General features: G+C 67.1%; 11 protein-coding genes. 8 read left to right on the top strand and 3 right to left on the bottom strand.

Going from position 1 to position 18,267, the window contains the following annotated elements:
* Positions 1-65 precede the first annotated feature (65 nt).
* Positions 66-1,097, top strand: coding sequence for an alanine racemase (locus PV396_RS19680; protein WP_319206202.1), 1,032 nt, complete (start codon positions 66-68; stop codon positions 1,095-1,097).
* Positions 1,098-1,176: 79 nt separating this feature from the next.
* Here the strand turns inward: PV396_RS19680 and PV396_RS19675 are convergent, their stop codons facing one another.
* Both PV396_RS19675 and PV396_RS19670 read right to left on the bottom strand, forming a co-directional pair.
* Entirely contained in the window at positions 1,177-2,685 is a 1,509-nt protein-coding gene (locus PV396_RS19675) for a glycosyltransferase family 87 protein (RefSeq protein ID WP_319206201.1), read from the bottom strand.
* 154 nt (positions 2,686-2,839) lie between these two features.
* Positions 2,840-5,611: a transglycosylase domain-containing protein gene (locus PV396_RS19670; RefSeq protein ID WP_319206199.1), complete on the bottom strand. Its 2,772-nt coding sequence runs from the start codon at positions 5,609-5,611 to the stop codon at positions 2,840-2,842.
* Between the two features lie 383 nt (positions 5,612-5,994).
* Between PV396_RS19670 and PV396_RS19665 the strand changes: the two genes are divergently transcribed.
* The 5 genes from PV396_RS19665 to PV396_RS19645 all read left to right on the top strand — a co-directional run bounded on the left by PV396_RS19665 (position 5,995) and on the right by PV396_RS19645 (position 11,453).
* Positions 5,995-6,681, top strand: a complete 687-nt coding sequence (locus PV396_RS19665) for a PadR family transcriptional regulator (RefSeq protein WP_319206197.1) — start codon at positions 5,995-5,997, stop codon at positions 6,679-6,681.
* A 43-nt stretch (positions 6,682-6,724) separates the two neighbouring features.
* Entirely contained in the window at positions 6,725-7,807 is a 1,083-nt protein-coding gene (locus PV396_RS19660) for an inositol-3-phosphate synthase (RefSeq protein WP_319206195.1), read from the top strand.
* A gap of 106 nt (positions 7,808-7,913) precedes the next feature.
* A complete protein-coding gene (locus tag PV396_RS19655; protein ID WP_319206193.1) occupies positions 7,914-9,176 on the top strand; it encodes an MFS transporter in 1,263 nt (420 codons plus the stop codon).
* Positions 9,177-9,291: 115 nt separating this feature from the next.
* Positions 9,292-9,744: a hypothetical protein gene (locus PV396_RS19650; protein ID WP_319206191.1), complete on the top strand. Its 453-nt coding sequence runs from the start codon at positions 9,292-9,294 to the stop codon at positions 9,742-9,744.
* Positions 9,745-10,679: 935 nt separating this feature from the next.
* Complete coding sequence (locus PV396_RS19645; RefSeq protein WP_319206189.1) at positions 10,680-11,453, top strand: hypothetical protein; 774 nt, start codon at positions 10,680-10,682, stop codon at positions 11,451-11,453.
* Positions 11,454-11,849: 396 nt separating this feature from the next.
* On the opposite strand, the gene PV396_RS19640 is transcribed toward PV396_RS19645, so the two are convergent.
* Positions 11,850-13,316, bottom strand: coding sequence for a CCA tRNA nucleotidyltransferase (locus PV396_RS19640; protein WP_319206187.1), 1,467 nt, complete (start codon positions 13,314-13,316; stop codon positions 11,850-11,852).
* Positions 13,317-13,546: 230 nt separating this feature from the next.
* Here PV396_RS19640 and PV396_RS19635 point away from each other — a divergent pair, with 230 nt between their 5' ends.
* Together PV396_RS19635 and murJ are read left to right on the top strand one after the other, a co-directional pair.
* Positions 13,547-15,919, top strand: a complete 2,373-nt coding sequence (locus PV396_RS19635) for a DUF6049 family protein (RefSeq protein WP_319206185.1) — start codon at positions 13,547-13,549, stop codon at positions 15,917-15,919.
* A gap of 47 nt (positions 15,920-15,966) precedes the next feature.
* Entirely contained in the window at positions 15,967-18,228 is a 2,262-nt protein-coding gene (murJ, locus tag PV396_RS19630) for a murein biosynthesis integral membrane protein MurJ (RefSeq protein ID WP_319206183.1), read from the top strand.
* Positions 18,229-18,267: the final 39 nt, after the last annotated feature.

Below are 18,267 nucleotides of genomic sequence, written 5' to 3'. Positions count from 1 at the left end.
CGACCTGCGTTTCCACTCATACCTCTGATGCACCACAGCCACGAGAAAGGTTCCAGGTCCCGGCCATGGCGCTCACGCTCTACGTCGACACCGCGCGCTGGCGTGCGCACCACAAGCACGTGTCCGAGCAGTTTCCGGGGCTCGTCCCGGTCTGCAAGGGCAACGGCTACGGCTTCGGGCACGAGCGGCTGGCGGAGGAGGCCACCCGGCTGGGCTCGGACATCCTGGCCGTCGGCACGACCTACGAGGCCGCACGGACCAAGGACTGGTTCGGCGGTGACCTGCTGGTGCTGACGCCCTTCAGACGGGGCGAGGAGCCCGTGCCGCTGCCCGACCGCGTCATCCGCTCGGTGTCGTCGGTGGACGGGGTGCACGGGCTCGTCGGTGCCCGTGTCGTCATCGAGGTCATGTCCTCCATGAAGCGTCACGGGGTGACCGAGCAGGAACTGCCCCAACTGCACGCCGCGATAGAGGACGTGCGGCTCGAAGGCTTCGCGATCCACCTGCCGCTGGACCGTACCGACGGCTCGGACGCCGTGGAGGAGGTCATCGGCTGGATGGACCGGCTGCGCGCGGCCCGGCTGCCTCTGCACACCATGTTCGTCAGCCATCTCAAGGCCGAGGACCTCGCGCGGCTTCAGCAGCAGTTCCCGCAGACCCGCTTCCGCGCCCGTATCGGCACGCGGCTTTGGCTGGGTGACCACGAGGCCACCGAGTACCGCGGCGCGGTCCTGGACGTCACGCACGTGGCCAAGGGCGACCGCTTCGGCTACCGGCAGCAGAAGGCGGCCTCCGACGGCTATCTGGTGGTCGTCGCAGGCGGTACGTCGCACGGGGTGGGCCTGGAGGCCCCCAAGGCCCTCCACGGCGTCATGCCGCGCGCCAAGGGCGTCGCCCGCGCCGGCCTCGCCACGGTCAACCGGAACCTCGCCCCGTTCGTCTGGGGCGGCAAGCAGCGCTGGTTCGCCGAGCCGCCGCACATGCAGGTCTCGATCCTCTTCGTCCCCTCGGACGCCCCGGAGCCGAAGGTCGGTGAGGAGTTGGTGGCCCATCTGCGGCACACCACCACACAGTTCGACCGGATAGTCGACCGCTGACCCGCTAGCCGACATTGCGCGAAAGGCCGTACACGGGCTCCGTGTACGGCCTTTCACATGCTCTCTCCGCAGCGTTCGCTCAGAGCGAACGCTCCTCGTCCTCCCCCACCCGTCGGCTGCCCCACTCCACCTGTGGCCCGGCGAAGGGACTGGCGTGCAGCGGCGGACGGGCCGCGGGGCCGAGTACGAAGACGTCCTGCGCACCGTCGAGCACGCCCCCGGACGGGTCGTCGTCGCCGGCCCGGTGCACCACGTCCCGCTCGGGCACGAGGATGTCCCGGACGATCACGGCGCACAGGTACAGCGTGCCCGCCAGGTGGACGGCGATGACGAACTGGTAGCCCTCGGTGGGCAGTCCCTTGTGAGCGTCACCGCTGGTCGTGTACGCGAGGTACATCCAGATCCCCAGGAAGTACGCGACCTCGCACGCCTGCCAGATCAGGAAGTCTCGCCACTTCGGGCGGGCCAGTACGGCGAGGGGGACCAACCACAGGACGTATTGGGGTGAGTAGACCTTGTTGGTGAGGATGAAGGCCGCGACGATCAGGAAGGCCAGCTGGGCGAAGCGAGGACGGCGCGGTGCTGTCAGCGTGAGTGCCGCGATACCCACGGCCGAGGCCAGCATCAGCAGCGTCGCGAAGGTGTTGACGGTCTCCGTGGTGAACGGGTAGTTGAAACGCTGGGCGATGATCAGCCAGAAGGAGCCGAAGTCGACGCCCCGCTCCTGGCTGAACGTGTAGAACTTCGACCAGCCGTCGAAGGCGAAGACCATCACCGGCAGGTTCACGGCGACCCAGGCGAGGACGGCACCGCCCAGCGCGTTGCCGAACGGCCGCCATTTGCCCGCGCGCCAGCACAGCACGAACAGCGGGCCAAGCAGCAGGAAGGGATAGAGCTTGGCGGCCGTTGCGAGCCCCAGCAGGACGCCGAACGCGAGGGACCGCCCGCGGGACCACATCAGCATCGCCGCAGCCGTCAGAGCGACAGCCAGAAGGTCCCAGTTGATGGTGGCGGTGAGCGCGAAGGCGGGCGCCAGAGCGACCAGCAGACCGTCCCAGGGACGCCGCGCCTGGGTGCGTGAGACGCATACGACGATGATCGCCGCGCACACCATCAGCATTCCGGCGTTGACGAACCAGTACCACTGCTCCTGGTGCTGGATGGTGCCGCTGCCAGGCGTGAGCCAGGCGGCCACCTCCATGAACACGCCGGTCAGCACCGGGTACTCGAGGTACTCCATGTCGCCGGAGATCTTGTCGAAGTACGGCACGAGCCCGTCGGCGAATCCGCGGCCCTGATAGAGGTGCGGAATGTCGGAGTAGCAGGCGTGCGTGTACTGCGTGCCGGCCCCGAAGAACCAGCCGCCGTTGTAGCAGGGCGCCTTCTGGACCAGGCCGAGCGCGAACATGCCGATCGCCACGAGCGCGACCACTCGTACGGGAGTCCACCAGGACGTCCCCAGCAGGGCACGTCGACCGATGGGACCGCCGATCAGCTCACTGCCGGCCACGGCGACCTCGTCGTCCTTGGTCGGCCGTACCGGATCCGGCTCGCGCACGCTCGCTTGCGTCGTCTCTGCACTGGGCATGGGCCACATCCTGCCGTACGCGCCTGGGAATACGCCGAGGGCCGCCGTACCTGGTCGGTACGACGGCCCCCATGTTTCACGTGAAACAGCGTGAATCGGGTCGATGTTTCACGTGAAACACACGCGCCGGGCGACGCTCCTGCCAACCTTTCCGTCAGCCGAAGATGCCTCCGTTACCGCCATTACCGCCGTTACCGCCATCGCCCCCGTCCACCCCGCCGTTACCGTTCGCGTTGCCACTGTCCTGCCCGTCGGTCGGCGTGGGGGATGGACTGAATGTCACTCCGCCGTCCGTAGTGCCTGCGTCTGCGCCACCCGAGTCGGCACCCCCGGCGCCTTGGCAGTTGACGTTGAACGGGCCGCAGGAATTGGTCGGCGTGGGTGTGGGAGAGGGCACGACCTCGCTCTCGGTGGGCGTCGGGCTCGGCGTGGGCGTCGATTCCTCGCTCTCGGTGACAGAGGGGGTCGGGCTGGGCAGCGGGTCCTCGTCGACGACCTCGCCGTAGGGCTCGGGAGTCGGGAAGTCCTCCACCGGCGCGCCCTGGAGCGCCTGCTCCATGTAGTCGTGCCAGATCTCCGCGGGGAACGAGGCTCCGTGGATCTTCTCCTGGCCACCCGTGCCGTACATCTCCAGGAACTCGCGGTTCTTGTTGGTCTCGTCGTCGTCCATCCGGAACATGCTGATCGCGGTGGACAGCTGCGGGGTGTACCCGACGAACCAGGCCGACTTGTTGCCGTCGGTGGTACCGGTCTTGCCGGCCACCTCCCGACCGCTCAGCTGGGCCGCCGTACCCGTTCCGTCGTCGACCACGGTCTTGAGGACATCGGTGACGTTGTCGGCGACCTGGGCGGTGAACACCTGCTTGGCCTTGGCGATCCTCTGGTGATCGAAGGTCGTGCCGGTCTTGTCGGTGACCTTCTCGACCGAGTACGGGGTGTTCTGCTTGCCGCTGGCCGCAAAGGTCGCGTAGGCACCGGCCATACGGATCGCGCTCGGGCTGGAGGTACCGATCGAGAACGACGGGAAGTCGGCACTCGCCAGGCTGCTGTCGAGAATGCCCGCGTCGGTCGCGGACTCCCTGACCTTGTCCAGACCGACGTCCATGCCGAGCTGGACGTAGGCGGAGTTGGAGGAGACCCGCATCGCCTCACGCAGGTCGATCCGGAAGCTGGGCGGGTTGTACGACTCGTCGCCGTCGTTGCGCTGCAGCCACTCCTTGTCGTCCTTGTCCTTCCAGACCGTGTTGTCGTAGTTCTTGATCTTCAGCTTGTTCTTGCCGCTGTAGATGCTTTCCGGGGAGACCTGGGTGCGCTCGTCCTGGGCCTGCTCCGCGCCCAGATCCGGATCCCGTACGCCCCACTTCATCGCGGCGGCGAGTACGAAGGCCTTGAACGTCGAACCCACCTGGGCGCCCGTCGTGTCGGCGTTGTTGGTGAAGTGCTTGGTCGCGTCCTCACCGCCGTAGATGGCCTTGATGGCGCCTGTCGTCGGATCCACGGAAGCGCCGCCGAACTGGACGAACTTGTCGGTCTTCGGCCGCTTGTCGGGCTTGATGTTCGCCTTCTCGACGGCCTTGACCGACTTCTCCAACGCCGCGACCTTCTTCTTGTCGAAGGTCGTGTAGATCGAGTAGCCGCCCTGCTGCAGTTCGTCGGCGGTGATCCCGGTCTTGTCGGTGTTGTTGATGAGGTAGCCCTTGGCCAGGTCGACGAGGTAACCGATCTGGCCGCTCAGCGCGGTGTTGGAACGCGGGTTCTGGGTCTTCGGGAAGGTCGTGTACTGGCCACGCTTGGCTGCGGTCATGCGCCCGTCCTTGACCTCCTCGTCGAGGATCCACCTCCACCGCTCCACTACCCGCTTCTTGTTGGCCTTGGGGGTGGCGTTCACGGGGTCGACGGCCACGTTGCCCGCCGGGTCGTAGTACGTGGCGCCCTTCAGGACCGCGGCCAGGAAGGCGCACTGACTGGCGTCCAGATCCTTGGCGTCCTGGTTGAAGTACGCACGGGCGGCTGCCTGCAAGCCGTAGGAGTCACGACCGAAGTAGGCGGTGTTCAGGTAGCCGGCCATGATCTCCTCCTTCGAGACGTTCGTCCCGACCTTGATGGAGATGAACAGCTCCTTGAACTTCCGCGTGAGCGTCTGCGACTGATCGTCCAGGCGGGCGTTCTTCACGTACTGCTGGGTGATGGTCGAACCACCCTGTGTCTGACCGCCCTTGGCCATGTTGAACAGGGCTCGGGCGATGCCCCTGGGGTCGACACCGCTGTCGGTCTCGAACGTCTTGTTCTCGGCGGACATCACGGCGTACCGCATCGACGCGGGGATCTGCTCGTAGCCGATGATCTGGCGGTTCGTCTCACCACCGGTCGCCACCATCTGGCTGCCGTCGGACCAGTAGTAGACGTTGTTCTGCGCGTTGGCGGCCTTCGCGACATCCGGCACGCCCACCAGGGCGTAGCCGATGCCGGCCACTGCCACCAGACTGCCGACGAAGCCGATGAACAGTCCCGTCACCTGCCGCCACGACGGCATCCAGCGCGCCGCTCCGTACTTGCCCGCGCGCGGATAGTCGATGAAGCGCTTCTGGGGTGGAGGCCCCGCCGCACGCCCTCTGCCTCGTCCGGGCCCGTTCGGGCCAGGACCGCCACGGCGTCCGCCGCCCGCGCCCTCGGCCGCTCTGCGACGCCCACCAGAACTTCTCTGGGCTGCGCGCCGGGCATCGGCCCGGCCTCCGGACTGGCGCTCGTCACCTTCTGCTCCGTAGGGACCCAACCCGTAGGAACCCGATCCATAGGAGTCGGAAGGAGACTCGGTGGCGCCTCGCGGTGCCGCGCGGCGGCCGGAGGACGAGCCGGACTGGCCGCGCCGGGTCTCGGCACGTCCGCCTCCCTGCGGCTGCGGCGGTTTGCGACGGTGCTCGCTCATCGAACGACTACTCCTTGGGCAGGCGCACCCGTGCGCGCCTGGAAACGGCGGCTGGTTTCCGGTCCCCCCAAGGTACGGATGCGGCCGTGTTCGCATTCACCCGTACCGCACCAAGCACGACGACGTCCCCAAACGTCACTCGGTTCCCGGTGGACTGCATGGCGCACAGACTACGCACCGTCAAAACCTGTCCAGCCCCGAAGTTCACCCCAAATCAGGCAACTTGCATCCTACGAATCGGTGATGTGATCCCGTTCACGACTTCCCCTCTTGTCCCATCCACAGGGCCGTTCTATCGTCTGGATGTATCGAGTCGATACATCAGCTCGGCATAAACAGTGCCGAAGGCGTCACGGTCGGACCGTGGGAGAGAGGAGGCGACGATGAGCCGGCGTTCCGGGATCCTCGAGTTCGCTGTCCTCGGCCTGCTCCGCGAGTCCCCGATGCACGGCTATGAGCTGCGCAAACGACTCAATACGTCACTGGGTGTGTTCCGCGCCTTCAGCTACGGCACGCTGTATCCCTGCCTCAAGACGCTGGTCGCGAGCGGCTGGTTGATCGAGGAGTCCGGGGGTGCGCCCGAGGACGCGCTCGCCGCTCCGCTCACCGGACGCCGCGCCAAGATCGTCTATCGGTTGACGGCGGAAGGTAAGGAGCACTTCGAGGAGCTGCTCTCGCAGACAGGTCCGGACGCGTACGAGGACGAGCACTTCGCCGCTCGTTTCGCCTTCTTCGGACAGACGTCCCGCGATGTACGCATGCGCGTGCTCGAGGGCCGCCGCGGCCGGCTGGAGGAGCGCCTGGAGAAAATGCGCGCCTCTTTGGCGCGTACGCGCGAACGCCTCGACGACTACACCCTTGAGCTCCAGCGCCACGGAATGGAGTCCGTGGAGCGCGAAGTGCGCTGGCTGAACGAGCTCATCGAGAGCGAGCGGGCCGGGCGGGACCTCAAGGGTGCCGTCTCCGGGGAACCCGACTCGCAGGACACCACATCTGGAGCGCCGGGCGGCCTGCCCCGGTCCCGGGAGGACGACTCCCGGACCGGTCCGTCCGACGACACCGCCACGTGAGGGCCGCTCAGGTCCCCACTCGTACAACACAGGGAGCAACCGAATGGGTTCCATTCGCGTAGCCGTCGTCGGCGTGGGCAACTGCGCCGCGTCGCTGGTACAGGGAGTCGAGTACTACAAGGACGCCGATCCGGCGTCCAGGGTCCCGGGTCTCATGCATGTGCAGTTCGGGGACTACCACGTCAAGGACATCGAGTTCGTCGCCGCGTTCGACGTGGACGCCAAGAAGGTCGGCCTCGACCTGGCGGACGCCATCGGCGCCTCCGAGAACAACACCATCAAGATCTGCGACGTGCCGAACACCGGTGTGAAGGTCCGGCGCGGCCACACCCTCGACGGTCTCGGCAAGTACTACCGCGAGACCATCGAGGAGTCCGAGGCCGAGCCGGTCGACGTCGTCAAGATCCTCAAGAAGAAGCAGGTCGACGTCCTCGTCTGCTACCTGCCCGTCGGTTCCGAGGCCGCGGCGAAGTTCTACGCCCAGTGCGCCATCGACGCCAAGGTCGCCTTCGTCAACGCCCTCCCGGTCTTCATCGCCGGCACCAAGGAGTGGGCGGACAAGTTCACCGAGGCGGGCGTCCCGATCGTCGGCGACGACATCAAGTCGCAGGTCGGTGCCACGATCACGCACCGCGTGATGGCGAAGCTGTTCGAGGACCGGGGAGTGGTCCTGGACCGCACGATGCAGCTGAACGTCGGCGGCAACATGGACTTCAAGAACATGCTCGAGCGTGACCGCCTGGAGTCCAAGAAGATCTCCAAGACGCAGGCCGTCACCTCCCAGATCCGGGACCGCGAGCTCGGCGCCGACAACGTCCACATCGGCCCGTCGGACTACGTGGCCTGGCTCGACGACCGCAAGTGGGCGTACGTCCGCCTCGAAGGCCGCGCGTTCGGCGACGTGCCGCTGAACCTGGAGTACAAGCTGGAGGTCTGGGACTCCCCGAACTCGGCCGGTGTCATCATCGACGCCGTGCGCGCCGCGAAGATCGCCAAGGACCGCGGTATCGGCGGCCCGATCCTTTCCGCGTCGAGCTACTTCATGAAGTCCCCGCCGGTCCAGTACTTCGACGACGAGGCACGGGAGAACGTCGAGAAGTTCATCAAGGGCGAAGTCGAGCGCTGAGAGGAGTCCAGCGCCGATCAAGCCCCAACAGGCTTGTCGCTCCTGCCCGTCGAGGGTCCCCGGGTCATCCGCCCGGGGACCTTCCTCGTATGTGAGGCTTTGCCCCATGGCTGTCGTACGTGACCTGCGGGTGCTCCTGCGTCTGAGGAACTTCCGACGCCTGCTCGCGGTACGGCTGCTCTCCCAGGGCGCCGACGGCGTCTTTCAGGTCGCGCTCGCCGCATACGTCGTCTTCTCGCCGGAGAAGCAGACCTCGCCGGCCGCGATCGCCTCCGCGATGGCGGTCCTGCTCCTGCCCTACTCCGTGGTCGGCCCCTTCGCGGGCGTCCTGCTGGACCGCTGGCGCCGCCGCCAGGTCTTCCTCTACGGCAACCTGCTGCGCGCCCTCCTGGCATGCGTGACGGCCGTCCTGATGCTGAGCCATGTCCCCGACTGGCTCTTCTACGTCTCGGCCCTCTGCGTCACCGCCGTCAACCGCTTCGTGCTGTCGGGGCTTTCGGCGTCCTTGCCGCGTGTGGTCGACGACGACCGCCTGGTGATCGCCAACTCGCTCTCCCCGACGGCCGGCACGCTCGCCGCCACGGCGGGCGGCGGACTGGCCTTCGTCGTACGGCTGGTGGCTTCCGACTCGGACGCCGCAGTGGTCCTGCTGGGCGCGGCGCTGTACCTCTGCGCGGCACTCGCCTCCCTCCGTCTCGACCCGGCGCTGCTCGGTCCCGACCCCGAGTTGATGCAGCCCCGGTTGGGGGCAGCGCTTACCGGCACCGCTCGCGGCCTGGCGGCAGGCGTACGGCATCTCACCGAGCCGCAACGCCGGGAGGCCGCCTGGTCGTTGGCGGCAATGACGCTGATGCGGTTCTGCTACGGCGCCCTGACGGTCATGGTGCTGATGCTCTGCCGGTACGCCTGGTCCGACGGCTCGGACGACGGGCTGGCCCTGCTGGGCCTCGCCGTAGGCATCTCCGGGGCGGGCTTCTTCGTCGCTGCCGTGATCACGCCGGCTGCCGCCGGACGACTCGGTCCGGGCGGTTGGATCGTGGTCTGCGCCGCGGCGGCGACGGTTCTGGTGCCGAGCCTCGGGCTGGCGTTCACCGAGGCACCCATGCTGATCGCGGCGTTCGTTCTGGGTCTCGTCACCCAGGGCTCGAAGATCGCCACGGACACGATCGTCCAGTCCTCCGTCGACGACGGCTTCCGCGGCCGGATCTTCTCCGTCTACGACGTCCTGTTCAACGTCGCCTTCGTCGGCGCGGCCGGTGTGGCGGCCCTGATGCTGCCCTCCGACGGACGATCGGTGCCTCTCTTGGTCACAATCGCCGTTATCTACGGGGCAATTGCAGCGGCTATGGCCCGCTTTGAACGTCAGTAAGTGTCACATGAAGGCCACAGAGCCTCTCTGCGGTACAGAGTTGTCAGTGGGTCCCGGTAATTTACGTGCGTCTTACTTCACACCAAGCACGCCCATACCCAGGGGGGACTCCCAAGTGACCACTCCGCCGCAGGACCAGAACCCGAACACTCCTGCTCCCGTCGACCCGACGGCGCCCCAGCAGCCGTACCCGCCGCACCAGGGGGCACCATTCCAGGGAGTTCCGGTCCCGCCGCCCGCGCCGGCCAACCGCTTCGGCAAGAAACTGCTGCGCATAGGTGTGTTCATCGTGGTCGCGATAGCCATCGCCGGCGGCAAGTGGTACTTCAGCCAGAGCGACGCGGAGACGACGTCGGTGGGTGCTTGCTTGCACAACGACGGCACGGACTCCGACGCCGACCTCAACGAGGTCGACTGCTCCTCAGGCGAGGCTCAGTACTCGGTGCTCGGGAAGTTCGACAACAGCACCGATGAGAACAAGTGCGAGACCGTCAGTGGATACACCGTTGCCTACATCCAGTCGGGTGGCGGCCACGATGTTGTCCTCTGCCTGAAGGAAACCAAGTAGGCACTCGGACACTGTTATGCACGGCGGGCGGTGTTTCACGTGAAACACCGCCCGGAGGGGGATGATCTCGGCGAAGTAGGCCGACGGGTGCGAGCCAGGGGCCCATGGGCGTGTAGGGGTGAGCAAGGTCGGTGGCCGGACACCAGGTGGTCATCTCCGGCAGGCTGGCGGGGTTGGTCACCACTGCGACCATCAGCCGGTGGGGGCTACGACCAGTCGGCCGGCGAGTCGGAGCTGGAGTCGCCGATGTCGGCATCGGCGACTCACAGGTCTGGGTCTGCCCGTCACTGAAGTGACGCTCCACAGGTGTCAAGACGCTGGCACGCTTCGCGTCCTACCAGGTCAGGACATGGGTCGCTTCGATGGTCGCGTGCGGCAGATCGGCTGGAGCCCAGGTGTCGCAGTGCGACTTGAGCGCGACCACATAGGCCAGGCCGATCTCGCATAGGGCGAGGTATCAGTCGTCGCTGGCTCCTCGCGCAGCAGCTGAAGCCTCGCTTGTTCACCAACTCGGCCTCTTGTTGCGCTCCTTCAGCACCAGCAGCCCGGTCCGGTACTCGCGGAACTCTTGCCGCTACGTCAGGCTGAAGAAAGGTCGTCGAACGGGGCCGCGTAGTCCACCCAACGGACCCGGCGCAGACCGACAAGACGGCGAGCAGTCATCTTCGGTCCCCAGAGGCAGTTGACTCCTACCACCGCCTACGACCAGCCCAACCTTCCGTCGCCCCAGCCACCACAGAATTTAGGGAACTCCCCGGAGCTCTGGAAGCTCAAATCGAGCTCAGAATTCGACGTGCGCCCCCCGCCGCGGGCGTCAACTCGATATGGCCATCACATCGCTCGCCGGAATCCTCCACCGGGAGACCTGACCAGTCTCTTTCGTAGATTCCTTTGGTCCATTTTGGGCGGCGGCCAGAAAAATCCGAGGGGAAATAGTGAAGGTAAATTCGATTCTGACCTCTGGAGTCGCGGGATTGTTCTGCGCGATTTCTCTCATGGCATCCGGTGGGGCCGCGTCTGCTGCCGAGAATCCGACATCGACGCCATCCTCCTACATGGCGTGGCTCGCAGGACAGGAATCGGAAGCACCTGGGGGCGGGGCCGCCGAAACGCTCCAGCAGTTCAAGGAACTCTCTGCTGACGATCAGGTGAAGTTTCTCCAGATCATCAGCGACCCCGAACATGCCGCAAACTTCATCAAGTTCGCGAGCCAGTCCACCACAGACGTGGCAGAGAATTTCAAGACGAAGAGCCGCAGCGTCGAAAATGTGCTGTTCGAATCTGAGAGCGGCGAGTCCAACGCGGAGACGAGCGCCGAGGGGACGGCTGCTCCCTCCGAAGCCGCCGCGTCCGACACGTGGCAGGACGGATACGGCTCCTTCGGCGCCATCCGCGCTGGGGACAGATCTTCCTGGTACGTCAAGAGCGACAAAGTCCTGGGCATTAAGGTGGCCCAGGTCAAGATTTCCATACTGTTCCACAAGACCACCACGAAGATCGACAAAATCTACAAGGCCGAGGCCGGGCACAAGAACTTCGTGCCCTTGAGTGAATTCTCGAACACCAAGCCTGACACATGGATTAATGCGGCCGGGGTGGCACACGCATCGACCGTGTGGACAGCGAAACTCAAAACGGGTTCCTCCTGGACTGCGCCCGAAGAGGTCTGGAGCAACAAGACCGGTGGAGGCGGCGGAGCTCTGAACTAACCCTAATTTCTCTCTTGACGGTCCGCCGACGAAGTCGGCGGACCGTTTCACATTGGATGGCTAAGTGTAGGCAGGCAGCCAGCTCGAGTGTCGCGTCAGATGGGGCCCGGCTCCCATTTTCCGGGGCTCCGGTTTTATCCCGGTCGTCCGATTCTTGGTTATCGGTGACGGTCGCGGCTACGGACAAAAGAAAGCCGGATGCCCGCTGCCCAGACGCGCACGAAGCAGCGTTTCTCTCTGGCCTCGTTGCTGGTCCGGCGGCGTGCGCGACAACACCGGCTGGCCACGACTCCTGACTGCGGCGACCGAATAGGGCCGCTCTGCCCGAAGGAAGCTCAGCGGCTATGGCACGGTGAAGGCCGATGTTTCACGTGAAACATCGCACCGTTTCACGCCTCAGCCCTGCTCGGCCCACCACTCCTTGAGTGCCGCCACCGCTGCCTCCCGCTCCATCGGTCCGTTCTCCAGCCGCAGCTCCAGCAGAAACTTGTACGCCTGCCCAATCGCCGGCCCCGGTCCGACGCCCAGGATCTCCATGATCTGGTTGCCGTCGAGGTCGGGGCGGATCGCGTCCAGTTCCTCCTGATCCTGGAGCTGGGCGATGCGCTCCTCCAGGCCGTCGTACGCCCGTGAGAGTGCCGTGGCCCTGCGCTTGTTCCGCGTGGTGCAGTCCGAGCGAGTCAGCTTGTGGAGGCGGTCGAGGAGGGGGCCCGCGTCCCGGACGTAACGGCGGACCGCCGAGTCCGTCCATTCGCCGGTGCCGTACCCGTGGAAGCGCAGGTGGAGTTCGACCAACCTCGAGACGTCCTTCACCAGTTCGTTGGAGTACTTGAGCGCCGTCATCCGCTTCTTGGTCATCTTCGCCCCGACCACTTCATGGTGGTGGAACGAGACTCGCCCGTCCTCCTCGAAGCGCCGAGTGCGCGGCTTGCCGATGTCGTGCAGCAGCGCGGCCAGCCTCAGAACTAGATCGGGGCCATCCGTCTCCAGCTCGATCGCCTGCTCCAGAACGATCAGCGTGTGCTCGTAGACGTCCTTGTGCCGGTGGTGCTCGTCGCGCTCCAGGCGCAGCGCGGGCAGCTCGGGCAGGACATGACCGGCCAGGCCGGTGTCCACGAGCAGTGTCAGGCCCTTGCGCGGGTGCGCGGAAAGGATCAGCTTGTTCAGCTCGTCCCGTACCCGCTCGGCCGAGACGATCTCGATGCGCCCCGCCATGTCCGTCATCGCGGCGACGACCTCGGGCGCCACCTCGAAGTCGAGCTGGGCGGCGAACCGGGCAGCCCGCATCATCCGCAGCGGGTCGTCCGAGAAGGAGTCCTCGGGCGTCCCCGGTGTGCGCAGTACCCGCCTCGCCAGGTCCTCACGTCCACCGTGCGGATCAATGAACACCTTTTCCGGAAGCGCCACAGCCATCGCGTTCACCGTGAAGTCACGCCGTACGAGGTCCTCCTCGATGGAGTCGCCGTACGACACCTCGGGCTTGCGCGAGGTCCGGTCGTACGCCTCCGACCGATAGGTCGTCACCTCGATCTGGAAGTTTCGATCAGCGTCTCCGACGCGGGCATCCTTCTGTGCCCCGACCGTGCCGAAGGCGATCCCGACGTCCCACACGGAATCCGCCCAGGGCCGGACGATCTTCAGTACGTCCTCGGGCCGGGCGTCGGTCGTGAAGTCCAGGTCGTTGCCGAGCCGGCCCAGCAGCGCGTCCCGGACGGACCCGCCGACCAGGGCGAGCGAGAACCCGGCCTCCTGGAAACGGCGGGCGAGGTCGTCAGCGACCGGAGCCACCCGCAGCAGCTCACTCACGGCTTGTTGCTGGGCCTGGCTCAGGGCGCTGGCATTGTCTTCGTTGGCGTTCGGCACAACAGAAAAGGGTACGTGGCCCGGGCGACGGCCCGCGCCTCCATAAAACGTCCACGCGCTCCGCCGGGGCTCCTCAGCGGACTCCTCCCTCAATACACGTACATAGGGGACAGTCGACCGGTGTTCCACGATCTTGTGGACCAGTCCGCGGCACTTCCCCTCAGCGCGCATCGTTACCATGCGTGGACGCACATTCCGACGACCACTGACGACTAGGGACGGGCGAACGCGTGGCCGAGGCGGCAGACTTCCCGGGGCTGACTCCCTCTCCCGCGCGCCGGTGGTTCCGGCGAGCCGGGATGCTGCTCGCGGGGGCGCCCCTCCTGGCCGGTCTGCTCCAGCTTCCCGCCGGACAGCCCGCGTATGCCGCCACCTCGGATCCAGTGGTCGTCTCCGTCGATTCGCTCACCCCCAGCGCCCCCACGGACGGGGACACCCTGACCGTGTCCGGCACGGTGCTGAACAAGGGCAAACGAGCGGTCACGGCCGCGCACGTGGACCTGCGCGTGGGACAGGTACTGACCACCCGATCGGCGATCGACGACGTCGCCGCGCGCACCGACTACCTACCCGGCGCGGACGGAACAGAGATCGGCGGCAAGTACGTCGAGAAGTTCTCGACGCTCACCCCGGGCGTCGCCCAGCCGTTCACCCTCTCCGTACCGGTCGACAAGCTGGATCTCGGCCAGGACGGCGTCTACCAGATCGGCGTCTCCCTGTCAGGCGAGACCGCCGCGGAACCGTACGAGCACGTGCTCGGGATCCAGCGGACGTTCCTGCCGTGGCAGCCCGACGAGGCGGACACGAGGACGCGGACGACGTATCTGTGGCCGCTGATCTCCACGGTGCACATGACGGCGGAGACCGGACCGGGAGAGCAGCAGACGCCTGTCTTCCTCAACGACGACCTCACCGCGGAGATCTCCCCGGGCGGACGCCTCGAGCAGATGCTCTCCCTGGGCCGGAACCTCGACGTCACCTGGGTGATCGACCCCGACCTGCTGGCCTCCGTCGACGCGATGATCGGCAGCTACGGCATCCAGAACACGGACGGCACCAACACACCCGGCACGGGGCAGGCGGTCGCCAAACAGTGGCTCGCCGAACTCCAGGACGCGGTCGCGGGCAAGGAGGTCGTCGCCCTTCCCTTCGCCGACCCCGACCTCGCCTCCATCGCGCACAACGGCAAGAACGTCACCGGCACGCTGAACCATCTCAAGAACGCCACGGACGTCGCCGCCACCACCGTCGAGACGATCCTCCACATCACACCCAGCACCGACTTCGCATGGCCGGCGAGCGGTGCCGTCGACCCGTCGATCGTCAAGATCGCCACCTCGGCGGGTGCCGACAAGGTGATCGTGCGCAGCGACAGCCTGAAGGAGACCGGCGACCTGCCTTACACGCCCTCCGCGGCCCGGCCCATCGGTGGCGGCACCACGGCGGTGGTCGCGGACATGCGACTGTCCACGGCTTTCCAGGGCGACATGACGAACGCCGGCAGTGCCACGCTCTCGGTGCAGAGGTTCCTCGCCCAGAGCCTCACGGCCACCCTCCAGTCGAACAAGCAGCGCACCGTCGTCGTTGCTCCGCAGCGCATGCCGTCCGCGAGCCAGGCCCAGACGATGGCGAAGGCGATCAGCGACCTCCAGAACTCGACCTGGTCCCAGCCCCAGGAACTCACCGCGACCGCGGACGCCAAGCCGGACCCGGGCGCCAACACCAAAGTGCCTGCCGCGTCCTCCTACCCCGCCGCACTGCGCAGGCAGCAGCTCCCTGAGTCGGCCTTCGCCCGGATCGCGGCCACGCAGGGCGAGCTCGACAAATTCAAGATCATCCTTACCGACAAGACCCGTGTGGAGACCCCCTTCGGGCGGGCCATCAACAGTGAGATGGCCACGTCCTGGCGCGGTCAGTCCGTTGCGGCCCACGATTTCCGCGAGGGTGTGGAGTCGTACCTCGACGTCCTCACCAAGCAGGTCAAGCTGATCGACAAGTCCGAGACGAAGCTGTCCGGCGGCAGCGCCACCATTCCGGTGACCGTCCAGAACAACCTCGTTCAGCCCGTCGACAACCTCGTGCTGCGGGTCACCTCGACGAACCCGACCCGACTCAAGATCGGCAACGACGACTACCAGGAGCAGTCCGTCGCGGTCTCCGGTGGGCACAGCCAGTCGGTGAAGTTCACCACGACGTCCAACGCCAACGGCCCGATCACGGTGACCGCCCAGCTGTACACGAAGGACGGTCAGAAGTACGGCGGTGAGGTGTCCTTCGAGGTGCGGGTCACCGAGTTCACGGCCATGGCGATGCTGGTGATCGGCGGCGGCTTCCTGCTGCTCGTACTCGCCGGCCTGCGCATGTACACCCAGCGCAAGCGCGCCGCCGCCCGGCGCGCCGAGGAGCACCCTGGCAACGAGGACGAGGCCAGGGTGGAGAACGCCGACGACAGCGAAACCCACGACGGCCCCGAGAGCCGTCCGCAGGGGGAATCCGACCCGGCATCACGGGCAGAAGCCCCGGAGCAGCCGAGTGACCCGACGCCGGACACCGCTGCGGAAAACACCGACTCCTCCGGGACGGGTGAGAGAGTGGACCGTTGAGCTATGTCGTGGCCGGTGGGCCCGGTGAACGATGAGGTGGGGTAACCATGAACGCGCCGTACGACGGTGACCGCGGTCAGGGCGCGGGCGACTCGGGCTACCCCGAGGGCCCGCCGCCCGAGCACGGCCAGGTGCCGGCGCAGCCCCCCACCGACATGTACCTGCAGGACGCCTACACCCAGGACCCGTACCGGGCACAGGACCTCTCCGCCCAGGACCCGGTGGCCGAGGCGCTCTACGACCGTGCCGCGCACCCCCCGCCGCCCCCCGGGTCGTATCAGCCGCAGCCTCCGCTCTACGGACAGCCCGCCCAGTCGCCGTACGCCCCCGACCCGCAGGTGTGGGCCCAGACCCCGGCCCCCGAGCCGGACGGGGCCACGCAGTACCTGCCGTACGGAGACAACCCGCGCACGACGCAGTACGTGGGGGTCGACGCCCTGGTCTCCCAGGCCGGCGAACAACGGCACGAGCCGGACGCCTTCGCCCATCTGTTCCGGGACCAGCAGCAGGGCGGCGGACAGGACCCCGTGGAGCCCCCGGCGGTGCCCGGCCCGTCCCCCTCGCCCACCCCGGGCCACGGCCCGGTCCCGCGGATCCAGCCCCCGGCGTCCGACGCCACGATGCAGCTCACCCCCACAGCAGCAGCCACGGCTGCACCGGCTGCCGCCAAGAAGGGTGGTCGGGCCGCGGGTCTGCTGAAGTCGAGCGCCGTCATGGCGGCGGGCACGATGGTCTCCCGCCTCACCGGCTTCGTCCGCTCAGCGCTGATCGTGTCCGCCCTCGGCCTGGGCATGCTGGGCGACTCCTTCCAGGTCGCCTACCAACTGCCCACCATGATCTACATCCTCACCGTGGGCGGAGGCCTCAACTCCGTCTTCGTCCCGCAGCTCGTGCGCGCCATGAAGGAGGACGACGACAACGGCGAGGCGTTCGCCAACCGCCTGCTGACCCTCGTCATGCTGGCCCTCGGCGCACTCACCGCACTCGCCGTCTTCGCGGCTCCCCTCCTTGTCCGCGCCCTGTCGGTGGAGATCGCCGACGATCCGGCGGCCAACGAGGTCGCCGTCACCTTCACCCGCTACTTCCTGCCCACGATCTTCTTCATGGGCATCCACGTCGTGATGGGCCAGATCCTCAACGCGCGCGGAAAGTTCGGCGCGATGATGTGGACGCCGGTCCTGAACAACATCGTCATCATCGTCACCCTCGGCACGTTCATCTGGGTGTACGGCAGCGCGGCGGACTCCGGGATGGAGGTCACCACCATCCCGCCGGAGGGCCAGCGGCTCCTCGGCATCGGCGTGCTGCTCGGCCTCGTCGTCCAGGCCCTCGCGATGATTCCGTATCTGCGTGAGACCGGCTTCAGGATGCGGCTGCGCTTCGACTGGAAGGGCCACGGCCTCGGCAAGGCCGCGATGCTCGCCAAGTGGACGGTCCTGTTCGTCCTCGCCAACCAGGCCGGCGCCCTCGTGGTCACCCAGCTGGCCACCGCCGCCACCGGCGAGAACCCCAAGATCAAGGGCACCGGCTTCGCGGCCTACGCCAACGCCCAGCTCGTCTGGGGCCTGCCGCAGGCCATCATCACGGTCTCCCTGATGGCCGCCCTGCTGCCGCGGCTGGCCCGCTCCGCCCACGAGGGGGACAGCGGCGCGGTCCGCGACGACATCTCCCAGGGACTGCGCACCACCGCCGTCGCGATCGTGCCCATCGCCTTCGGCTTCGTGGCGCTCGGCATCCCCATCTGCACCCTGATCTTCGGCTCCTCGGGCACCACCGGCGCCACCAACATGGGCTTCATGCTGATGGCCTTCGCCCTCGGCCTGATCCCCTACTCCGTGCAGTACGTCGTCCTGCGTGCCTTCTACGCGTACGAGGACACCCGCACCCCCTTCTACAACACGGTGATCGTGGCCGCCGTCAACGCGACGGCCTCCGCCCTCTGCTTTTTCGTGCTCCCCTCCCGCTGGGCCGTGGTCGGCATGGCGGCCTCCTACGGGCTCGCCTACGCGATCGGCGTGGGCGTCGCCTGGAACCGGCTGCGCAAGCGGCTGGACGGCGACCTCGACGGCACCCGCGTCCTGCGGACCTACGCCCGGCTGGGCATCGCCTCGGTACCGGCGGCATTGCTCAGCGGTGCCGCCTGCTACGGCATCGGCCACACTCTCGGCCAGGGCGTCGGCGGCTCGCTTCTCTCGCTGCTCGGCGGCGGCGCCGTCCTCCTGGTCGTCTTCTACGTCGCCGCCCGCCGTATGCGCATTGAAGAACTGAACTCGTTGGTGGGTATGGTGCGCGGGCGACTGGGACGGTGAGTCGAGGGCAAGCGCACAACCATCGTCGGCCACCGCGTG

It is taken from the genome of Streptomyces sp. ME02-8801-2C, from assembly GCF_033793965.1.
Taxonomy (GTDB): domain Bacteria; phylum Actinomycetota; class Actinomycetes; order Streptomycetales; family Streptomycetaceae; genus Streptomyces.
The sequence above is the reverse complement of the archived record's forward strand: the minus strand, read 5'-3'. Positions and strand labels throughout refer to the sequence as shown.